Source organism: Microbacterium sp. bgisy189 (assembly GCF_057707225.1).
On sequence record NZ_JBYIPT010000001.1, the window covers coordinates 426,856 to 438,676 of the forward strand.

Sequence of the window (11,821 nt, forward strand, 5' to 3'; positions counted from 1 at the left end):
ATCTGCGGCGGTCAGGGTCGCCGGTCTGCCTCCGACGCCCAGCGTTCGGCGGTGTCGATGAGCACGTCCCATGAGGCGTCGAGGTCGGCGCCGGGCGGATAGCGGTCGGCGATCTCGAGCACGATCAGCCCGTGCGCCCACGCCCACAGGGCGCGGGATCGTGGGTGGTGGTCGACGTCTTCGCCGAGCAGACGCAACAGCGGCAACATCGCCGCAACTTCATCCTCGGCGACCGATAGTCGTTCCCGGTCGAGAGGTCGGGCCGTCATGAGGCGGTACCGCTGGGGCTTGGTCGCGGCGTACGCCCGGTACACCTGCGCGAACCCGCGCGCACCGTCCGCATGTGCGAGCGCCGCGCCGAACTCGCGGAACGCTTCCGCGATGAGCGCCGCCTCGACATCGGCGATCCCGTCGAAGTGCTTGTAGAGGCTCGGCGGCTTGATGCCCGCCGCCCGTGCGAGTTCGCCGACGCCGAACCGTTCGAGTCCGACGGCTTCGAGCACGTCGCCGGCGAGGGTCGTGAGTGCGATTCGGCGGTCGGTCGCAGTCATCGCGCCACCGACCCGGCCGCTGCGCGGTGGGCCGAGCGGATGCTGCCGTCGGGCTCGCGAGGCCCGTAGCCGGCGACGCGGTCGATCGCGATGTGGAGCAGCCACGCGCACCCCGCGACGAAGGCGAGCGCCGAGAACACGATGCCGACCAGCATCGTCACAACGGGCAACCACGGATTGTGGAGCAGGTTGTAGAACGCGACACGGCTCGGGCGCAGTCGACCGGGGCGACCCGGGTCGAACGCGCCGATCAGTGCGACGTCGGGAAGGATCGCGGCGGCGAGGATGGTGCCGCCGAACAGCCAGCCGTGCTTGACCGACTCGAAGATCGCGAACCCGAGGAGGGCGAGCGCGAGGAGCGACCAGAGTACGCGAGGAATCGTCATACGGCTAATAGTATTAGCCCGCCTCTCGACCGTCAAGGCGGGGGAGGAGCAGGATGGATGCATGATCTCGACCGACCTCGCCCTGCGGCTACGTGCGGCAGGACTCGTGTGGCGACCGGCATCCGGCGATCGCTTCCAACTCGACGAACCCGAATTCGAAGCCGACGTCTTCACCGTGAGTGAGATGACGATCGAGCCGAAGGCGTACCCGACCGGCGCGATCCTCGCGTTCAACGGAACCACCGAATGGGCCCTCGACTCGGTCGCGCTCGAAGACACGCTGTGGCTGCCGAGGGAGGATCAGCTGCGCGACATGCTGCGCGGCGCCTTCCGCGCACTGCGGCGACTGCCCGACACCCACGTCGTCGAGATCGAGCTCGACGGAGCGTCGCTGGGGTTCGAGCATCCGCTGCCGGAAGATGCGTACGCGCTCGCCGTGCTCGCGATGCTGACCCGCATCGCCTGAAGGCTCAGGCCAGGGCGTCGCGCACGTGGCGCATGGTGTCTTCGGGGCGATCGCGGTGCGGTGAGTGCCCGGCGCCGAGCACGGTCGAGACGGTCACGACCCTGTTCGCGCGCACCTCGTCGGCAAGGCTCGGACGGAAGATCGAATACACCGCGGGGTCGCTCGCGATGACATGCGTGGGCACCGTCAGACGGGATGCCGCGGCCCGGACGTCCCACGGCTGGTTCTGTGCACTGGTCTGCTCGACCGCCCACCGGCTCGCCTGCTGCGCCGACAGCGCCTTCAACTCGATGTCGTGCGGGTGCCAGTCGGGATGTTCGGCGCGCACGGCATCCTGCGATGGATCGGCGAACGAACGCTCCTGGCTGTTGCGCACGACATTGCGGTCGCGACCCTTCAGATGGATCGCCGGGTCGATGAGGATGAGCCGGCGCGTCCACGCCGGCGTGCTCGCACTCGCGACGGTCGCCGCCGCACCGCCCAGGGAGTGCGCGATCACGAGATCCCACGGCTCGTCATCGGCCGGAGCCGTGTGCACGAGGTCGGTCGCGTAGGCGTCGATCGTGTAGTCGAGGGTGCGGGGGGCCGTGCCGTGGCCGCGGAGGTCGACGGCATCCGCCCGCCAGCCGGCTCCTGCGAGCTCGACGCCGTACCGCCACATGAGCGCACCGTTCGAGCCGAGCCCGTGCACCAGCAGTGCGTGACGGGTGGCGTGCGGTGAACCCCAGGACAGGCGCGGGAGCGTGACGGGTGCGACCATGCTGTCAGCCTACGAGGCCACCCAGTCGCCGCCGAAACCACACGATTTCGCCGAGCCCACACGATCTTGCGCGCGGAACCGTGTGGGTTCGTGCAAGGTGTGAGGGTTCGCGAGAGGTCCGAAGCATCCGGGTCAGGTGATGACGGGCACCGGTTCGGTGTCGGGGATGGGACTCACGTCGCGGCCGCGGAGGTCGGGGAACCCGCGCACGCAGGTCACGGCGACGATCACGCCGACGACGGCGAACGCGGCGCCCGCGATGAAGGCGCCGACCGGCCCGACACCGTCGATGAGGAATCCCGCGACCGCAGACCCCGCCGCCGCGCCGATGAGCTGACCGGTGCCGATCCAGCCGTACGCCTCGGCCGTCTCGCTGAACTTCACGCTCGCCGACGTCATCGCGAACATGACCGCGAGGGCGGGGGCGATGCCGACGCCCGCGATGAACAGGGAGGCGCCCAGCCACCACACCGTGAGCGAGATCATCGTGAGGCTGAGGCCGACCGCGACGATCGCGAGGCGACGCGCCATCGCCCAGCGCCCGATGGGGATGTGCCCGAAGGCAAGGCCGCCGGCGAGGCTGCCGACGGAGAAGACCGCGAGCACGAGCCCCGCCTCGAGCCCGTCATGGCCGAACGCCGCGACGACGCCCGCCTCGACCGCCGCGCACGCGCCGATCAGGAGGAAGCCGACGATCGTGGCCAGCAGCACGACGGGCTTGGCGAGCACCTTGCCGAACGCGCGGCGGCTGCGCGGGATGCGCACTCGACCGACCTCGGGGGAGAGGATGAACCACGCGCCGCCCCCGGCCAGGATGACGGCGATCAGCAGCAGCGCGGGCACCGTGCCCGCCTGCGTCGCGACGAGCGTGATCACGACGGGCGCGAGAATCCAGATGATCTCTTGCAGACTGGCATCCAGCGAGAACAGCGGTGTGAGCTGGCGCGAGGTCACGAGCTTCGGATAGATCGTGCGCACCGCGGACTGCACGGGCGGTGTCGAGGTGCCGGCGATGAGGCCGAACACGATGTAGCCGGGCAGTTCCATCGGAAGCAGCGCGAGTGCGAGGATCGCGGCGACGCACACGGCCGAGGTGAGGGTGAGTACGCGGCGGATGCCCCATACGCCCATCCAGCGGCTCGTCACCGGCCCCGAGACCGCCTGGCCGATGGATGCCGCCGCAAGCACGAGGCCGGCAGCCCCGTACGAACCGGTGACCTGTTCGACGTGCAGCAGGATCGCGAGGCTCGTCATGCCGTTGGGGAATCGCGCCGTCAACTGTGCCGCGATGATGCGCGCCACGCCCGGTGCGCGCAGCAGCTCCCGATATCCCGCCACGACTCCAACGGTAGTCCTCGGACGGGGCGAGTCCGTGCGGACGGAGAGGTGTGATCCGCGACACGCCGACGACACGCCGAAGCGCGATTTCCACAGGCCGGCGGATGTCGGAGCCCCCTCGTAGCGTCCAATCTGTGGACAGGTCGAGAGGCGCTCGACGAAAAGGCCCGGATTCAGGCCCTTTCCAGGTTCGCGACGGCGTGCCGAGGCTGTGGATGAATCGGTGGACAACCTGTGTTGAACATGGGGAAAGCGGGGGAAAACTACAGTGATGTAACTACTATCCCTTGTGGTGCACCCCAATGTCCGTACCCATATGTAGTATTGGACTCCCGGCGGGCACCTGCCGGACATGAACAAGATTTCGAGGGGAGAAACGGGTCGACATGGCGATCACCGTCTACACGAAGCCGTCTTGCGTGCAGTGCAACGCGACGTACCGGGCACTGGACTCGAAGGGCATCGATTACGAGATTCTCGACCTGTCGGAGGACCCGGCTGCGCTCGAGCACGTGAAGAGCCTGGGCTACCTCCAGGCCCCGGTCGTCGTCACCGACGAAGACCACTGGTCGGGCTTCCGTCCCGACAAGATCGACGAGCTGGCTTCGCGCCTGTAAGCCGCGGCGGCGCAGACATGCTCACCGCAACGCACGCGCCGCTGCTCGTCTACTTCTCGAGCGTCTCCGGAAACACGGCGCGTTTCATCGAGAAGCTCGGGATGCCGTCCGTCCGCATCCCTCTGCATGCCACCGACCCGGCCGTGGTGGTCGACGAGCCGTTCGTGCTCGTGACCCCCACGTACGGCGGCGGCCAGGGCAGAGGAGAAGAGAAGGGCGCCGTCCCGAAGCAGGTGATCAGGTTCCTCAACGACGAGCGAAACCGCACGCATCTGCGCGGAGTGATCTCCGCGGGCAACACCAACTTCGGCGAGCACTTCTGTCTCGCCGGCGACATCATCAGCCGCAAGTGCGATGTGCCCCACTTGTACCGGCTTGAACTTTTCGGCACACCCGACGACGTCGCCGCTGTGAGCGACGGATTGGAACGATGGTGGAAGCGACAGTGACCGACATGGCCTTCAAGAGCGAGGCGCGTTTCGAGGGCATGGACTACCACGCCCTCAACGCGATGCTCAACCTGTACGGCGAGGACGGCAAGATCCAGTTCGACGCCGACAAGCGTGCCGCGCGGGAGTACTTCCTGCAGCACGTGAACCAGAACACCGTGTTCTTCCACTCGCTCAAGGAGCGCCTCGACTACCTCGTCGACAAGGAGTACTACGAGGGCGCCGTCATCGAGAAGTACCCGTTCAAGTTCATCCAGAAGCTCAACGACTTCGCCTATTCGAAGAAGTTCCGTTTCGAGACCTTCCTCGGCGCGTTCAAGTACTACACGAGCTACACGCTGAAGACGTTCGACGGCAAGCGCTACCTCGAGCGCTTCGAGGACCGCGTCGTGATGACGGCCCTGGGCCTCGCCGACGGCAACCAGGACCTCGCGATGGAGCTCGTCGACGAGATCATCGCCGGCCGCTTCCAGCCCGCGACGCCGACCTTCCTCAACACCGGCAAGGCCCAGCGCGGCGAGCTCGTCAGCTGCTTCCTGCTGCGCATCGAAGACAACATGGAGTCGATCGCCCGCGGCATCAACTCCGCCCTGCAGCTGTCCAAGCGCGGCGGCGGCGTCGCCCTGCTGCTGAGCAACATCCGCGAGTCGGGTGCGCCGATCAAGCAGATCGAGAACCAGTCCTCGGGCATCATCCCCGTCATGAAGCTGCTCGAAGACAGCTTCAGCTACGCCAACCAGCTCGGGGCCCGCCAGGGCGCCGGTGCCGTCTACCTCAACGCGCACCACCCCGACATCATGCGGTTCCTGGACACCAAGCGTGAGAACGCCGACGAGAAGATCCGCATCAAGACGCTCTCGCTCGGTGTCGTCGTGCCCGACATCACCTTCGAGCTCGCCAAGAATGACGAGGACATGTACCTGTTCTCGCCGTACGACGTCGAGAAGGTCTACGGCGTGCCCTTCGGCGACGTCTCGGTCACCGAGAAGTACCGCGAGATGGTCGACGACGCGCGCATCAAGAAGACGAAGATCAACGCGCGCGAGTTCTTCCAGACCCTCGCCGAGATCCAGTTCGAGTCGGGCTACCCGTACATCATGTTCGAAGACACGGTGAACAAGGCCAACCCGATCAAGGGTCGGATCAACATGTCGAACCTGTGCTCGGAGATCCTGCAGGTCAACACGCCGACGACGTACAACGAAGACCTCTCGTACGACCAGATCGGCAAGGACATCTCCTGCAACCTGGGCTCGATGAACATCGCCCTGGCGATGGACGGCCGCGACCTCGGCAAGACCGTCGAGACCAGCATCAGGGCGCTGACCGCGGTGAGCGACCAGAGTCACATCCGCTCGGTCCGCTCCATCGAGGACGGCAACGACCGCTCGCACGCGATCGGCCTCGGGCAGATGAACCTGCACGGCTACCTCGCCCGCGAGCACGTGCATTACGGCTCGGAAGAGGGCCTGGACTTCACGAACATCTACTTCTACACGGTCCTGTTCCACGCGCTGCGCGCGTCGAACGCGATCGCGATCGAGCGCGGCACGACCTTCGACGGGTTCGCCGACTCGACGTACGCGTCGGGAGAGTTCTTCGACAAGTACATCGAGCAGTCGTGGGAGCCGCAGACCGAGAAGGTCAAGGAGTTGTTCGCCGGCATCCACATCCCCACGCAGGAGGACTGGACGGCGCTGAAGGCCAGCATCCAGGAGCACGGCATCTACAACCAGAACCTGCAGGCGGTGCCGCCGACCGGTTCGATCTCGTACATCAACAACTCGACGAGCTCGATCCACCCGATCGCGTCGAAGATCGAGATCCGCAAGGAAGGCAAGCTCGGCCGCGTCTACTACCCGGCGCCGTTCATGACGAACGAGAACCTGGAGTACTACCAGGACGCGTACGAGATCGGCTACGAGAAGGTCATCGACACGTACGCCGCCGCCACCCAGCACGTCGACCAGGGCCTGTCGCTGACGCTGTTCTTCAAGGACACCGCCACCACGCGCGACATCAACAAGGCCCAGATCTACGCCTGGCGCAAGGGCATCAAGACGATCTACTACATCCGTCTGCGGCAGCTGGCACTGGAGGGCACCGACATGACCGAGTGCGTCTCCTGCATGCTCTGAGCTGCGTTTCGCCTGCCTCCACTCGCTCAACGACCAAGGACACGCAATGACCCCCGAGCCGCTCAAGCTCATCGATCACGTCCAGGCGATCAACTGGAACCGCATCCAGGACGACAAGGACCTCGAGGTGTGGAACCGCCTCGTGAACAACTTCTGGCTGCCCGAGAAGGTGCCGCTGTCCAACGACATCCAGTCGTGGAACACGCTCACCCCCGAAGAGCAGACCCTCACGATGCGGGTGTTCACCGGCCTGACACTCCTGGACACCATCCAGGGCACGGTCGGCGCCGTCTCGCTCATTCCGGATGCCATCACTCCGCACGAGGAGGCCGTGTACACCAACATCGCCTTCATGGAGTCGGTGCACGCGAAGAGCTACTCGTCGATCTTCTCGACGCTGTGCTCGACGAAGGAGATCGACGAGGCGTTCCGCTGGTCGGTCGAGAACCCGAACCTGCAGCGCAAGGCATCCATCGTCATGGATTACTACCGCGGCGACGAGCCCCTCAAGCGCAAGGTGGCCTCGACCCTGCTGGAGTCGTTCCTGTTCTACTCGGGCTTCTACCTGCCGATGCACTGGTCGAGCCGCGCGAAGCTCACGAACACGGCCGACCTCATCCGCCTCATCATCCGTGACGAGGCCGTGCACGGCTACTACATCGGCTACAAGTTCCAGAAGGGACTTGAGCAGGTCACCCAGGCCGAGCGCGACGAACTCAAGGACTACACGTTCTCGCTGCTGTACGAGCTCTACGACAACGAGGTGCAGTACACGCAGGACCTCTACGACGCCGTCGGCCTCACCGAAGACGTCAAGAAGTTCCTGCACTACAACGCCAACAAGGCGCTCATGAACCTCGGCTACGAGGCGATGTTCCCCTCGAGCGTGACGAACGTGAACCCCGCCATCCTGTCGGCGCTCTCGCCCAACGCGGACGAGAACCACGACTTCTTCAGCGGCTCGGGCTCGTCCTACGTCATCGGCAAGGCCGTGGCGACGGAGGACGACGACTGGGACTTCTAGTCTCGAGTTTCTGACTCCGACCCGAAACGGCCGGTGAGAGGCCCGGAACCGCAGGACTCTGCGGATTCGGGCCTCTCTCGTGCCTTCTCTCGAGAGACAGAGGAGGACAGCAATGAACAGGAACGTCCGTTCGGTGTGGCACGGGGGTGGCACGCGCCCACCTGCTTGGGGAGCCCGCAATCTCCCGCTCACGGGCGTTGCCCCTATAGGGATCGACGGCAAGGACCTTGAGCCTGTGTGTGGGGTAGGCTCCGCGACTTCTCCTAGGGAAAGGTCATCAAGAATGACGTACCTCATTCCTTCTCTGCCCGAAGACCCGGAAGCGTCCGTTCAGTGGACGAGCAGCTCAGAGTCCACGTACCGATTCACCAACGTCGGACCTGGTCGGTGGATCGTCCCACCGTCGAAATGATCACGCCTTTGAAGCGCGTCTGAGTCGCGCAGGTGGGTACTTCGATTTCTGGACCGAGCGCGGTAATCCCAGTTTCACCGCTACGTCCATCTCGCTCGGAGAGGTCTTCTCGAAGTTCCTTTGAGCGACCGTGGCGCTGCGCGTGATCGGGTCCACCGGGGATCGCCGACGGCCAACGCGTGCCCGCAAAGCACGCTCACCGCGCAATGCACGTTTGAGGATCCCGATGTCACGTCGCGGCGGTCGCTCGGTAGCGGTGAGCAAGCGTGGCGAAAGCGTCTCGTAGTTCGGGTGGGCCGATGACTTCAATCGGCACTTCGAACCGGCCGAAGGAGGCGGCGAGGGAACCCCAGGACCAGGACCCGGATTCCAGGATCGTTCGGCTCGGCCCGGCCGCGCGCGCGGTCCCATCGCCGATGAATGGCAGGGCAGCCTCGATGGGGAGATCAAGGATCACGGAACCCTGGCACGCCCATTTGTTTGTTTCGGAGCCCTTGAATCGGGCCGAGACGAACTCTTCGACATCACCGCCGGGAACGTCTCGTTGCGGGAAGTGTGGCCCGGTGGGTGTGCGTGGGGTGATTCGTTCGACGCTGAACAGTCGCCAGTCGTCTCGCTCGATGTCCCAGGCGAGGAGGTACCAGTGTCCCTGCGCGTTGACGAGGTGATGCGGCTCGACGCGACGCGGAGGACCGAACCCGTCGGGGGCAGGTTGTTGGCGTGGCGCATAGTCGAAGCGCAGCAGGACTCGGTCGCGGATCGCTCTTGCGAGCTCGACGAGCAGCTCGAGGGGCACCGCGGTCGGCGCGGGGCCGCCCGGCCGTTGCGCGACGGCGACGATCGCGAGCGCATCGAGCCGATGCCGCAGTCGCGACGGCATGACCTGCCGGATAGTCGACAGTGCCCGAGCCGCTGGTTCGTCGAGGTCGGCGCCGACAACGCTCGCGGTCTGCAACGCGATGGCGACCGCGATGACCTGAGCGTCATCGAACAGCAGCGGGGGCAGTTCGGCGCCCGCGGCGAGCCGGTACCCACCATCAGGGCCCATGGTGGCCTCGATCCGGTAGCCCATCTCGCGGAGGCGCTCGATGTCGCGCCGCACGGTGCGGTCGCTGATCTCCAACCGCTCGGCAAGCAACGAGCCCGGCCAGTCACGCTGGGTCTGCAGCAGCGACAGCAGATTCAGCAGGCGAGTGGTCGTGGACATGCTCGAAGAGTAACTAAAGTCTAGGACTGAAACAGACCTACTCATGATGCATCGTCGATGTTGCGGACGCCAGACGGGCACGCACCGACGACAGGAGCATTCATGACCATCCAGACCACCACTCACCTGAACTTCCGCGGGGACGCCCGGGCGGCTCTTGAGTTCTATCAGTCCATCTTCGGCGGCCACCTCGTCGTCAACACGTACGCCGAGTTCGGCATGCCGGCCGAACTGCCCGGTGCCGACAATGTCGTGTTCGGCCTCGTCGCGGCCGCGAACGGCTTCCGCATCATGGGTTACGACGTCCCGGGTTCCAGCGAAGGAGGCCTTATGGGCGGGGGTGCCACCCGGCGCGAGAACCACACCACCGTGACGGAGCAGGCGCTGTTCGTCTCGATCAGCTCGGACAGCCTCGAAGAACTGCAGGGCTACTGGAAGGGCCTCGTGGTCGACGCCGAGATCGTCGAGCCGCTCGCCGCATCCGCCTGGAGCGCCGGCTTTGGCATGCTCACCGACCGCTTCGGTGTCACCTGGAGCATCTCGGTCTCCTGAGCGCTACCGCCGGCGGACGAGGACTGGGACTTCTGACGCGGGGTGGATCAATGCCGCGCAGCGGCGTTGATGCGCGCCGGGTCAAGGTTGAGTAGCCGCCGGAGGCGGCGTATCGAAACCCAGCGGGTGCGTTGAACCAGCGTGAGGGTGGATGCTTCGGCATCCGCCCTCATTGCGTTCAGCCGTAGTTCGGCAACTGCTGCAGCGTCCACCTGTTGCCATCGGGGTCGGCGAAGGTCACGAAGCGGCCCCACGCCTGCTCGTCGACACGGTCGGCCTCGACACCGGCTTCACGCAGTAGTGCGAGCTCGATCTTCCAACCCATGGCTGCCCCCTTGTTCGCGCCCTTGCGTGAACGCAGCGGTAGGCCTGACCACCGACACAGTCGACCCGTCACTACCATGGTGCCTATGCCCCAGGAGAGACCGCGCTTCAGCCCCGTCATCGCGCTGCTGGCGGTCTCGGCGATGTGGGAGGGGCAACTCGCCGCAGCCCTGAAAGACCTGGGTATCTCCACGCGGAAATTCGGCCTCCTCGGCCACGTCGCCGCAGAGCCCGGCATCTCGTTCTCCGAACTCGCCCGCCGCTCGCACATCACGGTGCAGTCGGCCCACACCGCCGTTCGTACGCTCGTTGACGATGGACTCGTCGCGGATGCCACGGCGCACGCCGGCGCCGCCTCAGACCTGCGCGTGACCGAGAAGGGAGACCGCGTCCTCGCGCAGGCGCGACAGCGGCTCGCAGAACTCGACCGTGCGTTGTCGGACCGGTTGCCGGCCGTCGCGACCTCGCTCGACGGGATCCGCGCGGGGATCGTGTGACCTCGTTCCGAGAGGTCGCGCGCACTGCGGCACGGGTCAAGCTCGCGGCCCTGCTCGGCGCGGCCGGCGTCGCGCACCTCACCACCCTGCGCCGCGGGTTCCGCATCACGGTGCCCGATTGGGCGACGAAGCTCCTGCGCACAGACAAGGACACGATCGTCGTCGTCTCGGGCGTCGTCGAGATCCTGCTCGCGGTAGCCCTGCTGGTGCTGCCGGGGGAGCGGCGCCGGGTCGGGCTTGCCGTGGCGGCGTTCTTCGTCGCGGTCTTCCCCGGCAACGTGCACCAATGGCGCACCGGACGCTCCGCTCCCGGGCTCGACACCGACGCGAAGCGACTCGCGCGCCTGTTCCTGCAGCCGCTGCTCGTCGTGTGGGCCGCCTGGTCGACGCGGCGCTAGGTTTCGATACACCGCCGCTGCGCGGCGGCACTCAACCACCGGATGGTGCACGCGCCGCTGCGCGGCGGCATCCTCGGGTGCGAGCCGTCACGCGACTGCGCCAACAATCAGCAGCTGCGGCATCGATCGATGGCGCGGATGCCGGGAACTGGCGCGGTCGTGGTGCGTCGGGACGCGATCAGAGCTTCAGGTATGCTGAAGGTATGTTCCGAACCCCCTACACGCTGTTTCGCGCGCTCGCGATCGCCGAGATGTTCTCGTGGACGCTGCTGATCGCGGCGCTCATCGTCCGCGCCATCACCGACTGGGGGCTCGCCGTCACGATCGGCGGCGGCATCCACGGGTTCGTCTTCCTCAGCTACGGGGCCACCGCGATCCTCGTCGCCCTCAACAACCGGTGGAAGGTCGCCCCGACGATCCTCGCGATCGCCTCGGCCGTGATCCCCTACGCGACGGTGCCGGTCGAACGCTGGCTGCACCGCCGCGGGCTGCTCGAGGGAAACTGGCGCACCGAGTCCACCGGCGACGACCGCTGGTACGACCCGCTGCTGCGTTGGTTTCTGCGCCGGCCGTGGGCGCTTGCGCTCATCATCGTCGGCGCGATCGTTGCGTTGTACTCCGTGCTGCTGATGGTCGGCCCACCCGGGGGCGGCGACCACTGACGCTCAACGTCGCGGGGGTTGTGGTTTCGATACACCGCGA

General features: G+C 66.2%; 14 protein-coding genes and 1 pseudogene. 9 read left to right on the plus strand and 6 right to left on the minus strand.

Annotated elements, in window-relative coordinates:
• Positions 1-11: 11 nt before the first annotated feature.
• Both AC3ENX_RS02070 and AC3ENX_RS02075 read right to left on the minus strand, forming a co-directional pair.
• Positions 12-551: a TetR/AcrR family transcriptional regulator gene (locus tag AC3ENX_RS02070; RefSeq protein WP_434810176.1), complete on the minus strand. Its 540-nt coding sequence runs from the start codon at positions 549-551 to the stop codon at positions 12-14.
• Complete coding sequence (locus AC3ENX_RS02075; RefSeq protein ID WP_434810177.1) at positions 548-937, minus strand: DUF4260 family protein; 390 nt, start codon at positions 935-937, stop codon at positions 548-550. Before AC3ENX_RS02075 ends, AC3ENX_RS02070 begins: the two co-directional genes overlap by 4 nt.
• A gap of 61 nt (positions 938-998) precedes the next feature.
• On the opposite strand from AC3ENX_RS02075, the gene AC3ENX_RS02080 reads away from it, so the two are divergent.
• A complete protein-coding gene (locus tag AC3ENX_RS02080) occupies positions 999-1,403 on the plus strand; it encodes a pilus assembly protein CpaE (protein WP_434810178.1) in 405 nt (134 codons plus the stop codon).
• Positions 1,404-1,407: 4 nt separating this feature from the next.
• Here the strand turns inward: AC3ENX_RS02080 and AC3ENX_RS02085 are convergent, their stop codons facing one another.
• Together AC3ENX_RS02085 and AC3ENX_RS02090 are read right to left on the minus strand one after the other, a co-directional pair.
• Positions 1,408-2,163, minus strand: coding sequence for an alpha/beta fold hydrolase (locus tag AC3ENX_RS02085; protein ID WP_434810179.1), 756 nt, complete (start codon positions 2,161-2,163; stop codon positions 1,408-1,410).
• A 132-nt stretch (positions 2,164-2,295) separates the two neighbouring features.
• Positions 2,296-3,501: an MFS transporter gene (locus tag AC3ENX_RS02090; protein ID WP_434810180.1), complete on the minus strand. Its 1,206-nt coding sequence runs from the start codon at positions 3,499-3,501 to the stop codon at positions 2,296-2,298.
• 386 nt (positions 3,502-3,887) lie between these two features.
• On the opposite strand from AC3ENX_RS02090, the gene AC3ENX_RS02095 reads away from it, so the two are divergent.
• The 4 genes from AC3ENX_RS02095 to nrdF are packed head-to-tail and all read left to right on the plus strand — an operon-like array spanning position 3,888 to position 7,729.
• The gene (locus tag AC3ENX_RS02095) at positions 3,888-4,118 is read left to right on the plus strand and encodes a redoxin NrdH (protein WP_434810181.1); all 231 of its coding nucleotides are present in this window, start codon (positions 3,888-3,890) and stop codon (positions 4,116-4,118) included.
• A 17-nt stretch (positions 4,119-4,135) separates the two neighbouring features.
• Positions 4,136-4,567: a class Ib ribonucleoside-diphosphate reductase assembly flavoprotein NrdI gene (gene nrdI, locus AC3ENX_RS02100; RefSeq protein ID WP_434810182.1), complete on the plus strand. Its 432-nt coding sequence runs from the start codon at positions 4,136-4,138 to the stop codon at positions 4,565-4,567.
• A 5-nt stretch (positions 4,568-4,572) separates the two neighbouring features.
• Positions 4,573-6,705, plus strand: a complete 2,133-nt coding sequence (gene nrdE, locus AC3ENX_RS02105; protein WP_434810183.1) for a class 1b ribonucleoside-diphosphate reductase subunit alpha — start codon at positions 4,573-4,575, stop codon at positions 6,703-6,705.
• A 46-nt stretch (positions 6,706-6,751) separates the two neighbouring features.
• Positions 6,752-7,729: a class 1b ribonucleoside-diphosphate reductase subunit beta gene (nrdF, locus tag AC3ENX_RS02110; RefSeq protein WP_434810184.1), complete on the plus strand. Its 978-nt coding sequence runs from the start codon at positions 6,752-6,754 to the stop codon at positions 7,727-7,729.
• A gap of 641 nt (positions 7,730-8,370) precedes the next feature.
• Here nrdF and AC3ENX_RS02115 read toward each other — a convergent pair.
• Complete coding sequence (locus tag AC3ENX_RS02115) at positions 8,371-9,348, minus strand: helix-turn-helix transcriptional regulator (protein WP_434810185.1); 978 nt, start codon at positions 9,346-9,348, stop codon at positions 8,371-8,373.
• Between the two features lie 102 nt (positions 9,349-9,450).
• Between AC3ENX_RS02115 and AC3ENX_RS02120 the strand changes: the two genes are divergently transcribed.
• Positions 9,451-9,900, plus strand: a complete 450-nt coding sequence (locus AC3ENX_RS02120) for a VOC family protein (RefSeq protein ID WP_434810186.1) — start codon at positions 9,451-9,453, stop codon at positions 9,898-9,900.
• A 178-nt stretch (positions 9,901-10,078) separates the two neighbouring features.
• Here AC3ENX_RS02120 and AC3ENX_RS02125 read toward each other — a convergent pair.
• Positions 10,079-10,207 (minus strand): annotated as a pseudogene (locus AC3ENX_RS02125) (glyoxalase); the annotation flags it as partial.
• 103 nt (positions 10,208-10,310) lie between these two features.
• Between AC3ENX_RS02125 and AC3ENX_RS02130 the strand changes: the two are divergent.
• The 3 genes from AC3ENX_RS02130 to AC3ENX_RS02140 all read left to right on the plus strand — a co-directional run bounded on the left by AC3ENX_RS02130 (position 10,311) and on the right by AC3ENX_RS02140 (position 11,781).
• A complete protein-coding gene (locus AC3ENX_RS02130; protein WP_434810187.1) occupies positions 10,311-10,721 on the plus strand; it encodes a MarR family winged helix-turn-helix transcriptional regulator in 411 nt (136 codons plus the stop codon).
• The gene (locus tag AC3ENX_RS02135; protein ID WP_434810188.1) at positions 10,718-11,119 is read left to right on the plus strand and encodes a DoxX family protein; all 402 of its coding nucleotides are present in this window, start codon (positions 10,718-10,720) and stop codon (positions 11,117-11,119) included. Before AC3ENX_RS02130 ends, AC3ENX_RS02135 begins: the two co-directional genes overlap by 4 nt.
• Before the next feature lie 203 nt (positions 11,120-11,322).
• Positions 11,323-11,781 (plus strand): DUF3817 domain-containing protein, encoded by a 459-nt coding sequence (locus AC3ENX_RS02140; RefSeq protein WP_434810189.1) that lies wholly within the window; start codon positions 11,323-11,325, stop codon positions 11,779-11,781.
• The last annotated feature ends 40 nt before the right edge of the window (positions 11,782-11,821 follow it).

Bases quoted from the DNA above. Each gene is read 5' to 3' on its own strand.
- AC3ENX_RS02115 (WP_434810185.1), bottom strand. From the start codon at position 9,348: ATGTCCACGACCACTCGCCTGCTGAATCTGCTGTCGCTGCTGCAGACC.
- AC3ENX_RS02070 (WP_434810176.1), bottom strand. From the start codon at position 551: ATGACTGCGACCGACCGCCGAATCGCACTCACGACCCTCGCCGGCGAC.
- AC3ENX_RS02080 (WP_434810178.1), top strand. From the start codon at position 999: ATGATCTCGACCGACCTCGCCCTGCGGCTACGTGCGGCAGGACTCGTG.
- AC3ENX_RS02120 (WP_434810186.1), top strand. From the start codon at position 9,451: ATGACCATCCAGACCACCACTCACCTGAACTTCCGCGGGGACGCCCGG.
- AC3ENX_RS02075 (WP_434810177.1), bottom strand. From the start codon at position 937: ATGACGATTCCTCGCGTACTCTGGTCGCTCCTCGCGCTCGCCCTCCTC.
- nrdE (WP_434810183.1), top strand. From the start codon at position 4,573: ATGGCCTTCAAGAGCGAGGCGCGTTTCGAGGGCATGGACTACCACGCC.
- nrdI (WP_434810182.1), top strand. From the start codon at position 4,136: ATGCTCACCGCAACGCACGCGCCGCTGCTCGTCTACTTCTCGAGCGTC.
- nrdF (WP_434810184.1), top strand. From the start codon at position 6,752: ATGACCCCCGAGCCGCTCAAGCTCATCGATCACGTCCAGGCGATCAAC.
- AC3ENX_RS02085 (WP_434810179.1), bottom strand. From the start codon at position 2,163: ATGGTCGCACCCGTCACGCTCCCGCGCCTGTCCTGGGGTTCACCGCAC.
- AC3ENX_RS02095 (WP_434810181.1), top strand. From the start codon at position 3,888: ATGGCGATCACCGTCTACACGAAGCCGTCTTGCGTGCAGTGCAACGCG.
- AC3ENX_RS02130 (WP_434810187.1), top strand. From the start codon at position 10,311: ATGCCCCAGGAGAGACCGCGCTTCAGCCCCGTCATCGCGCTGCTGGCG.
- AC3ENX_RS02140 (WP_434810189.1), top strand. From the start codon at position 11,323: ATGTTCCGAACCCCCTACACGCTGTTTCGCGCGCTCGCGATCGCCGAG.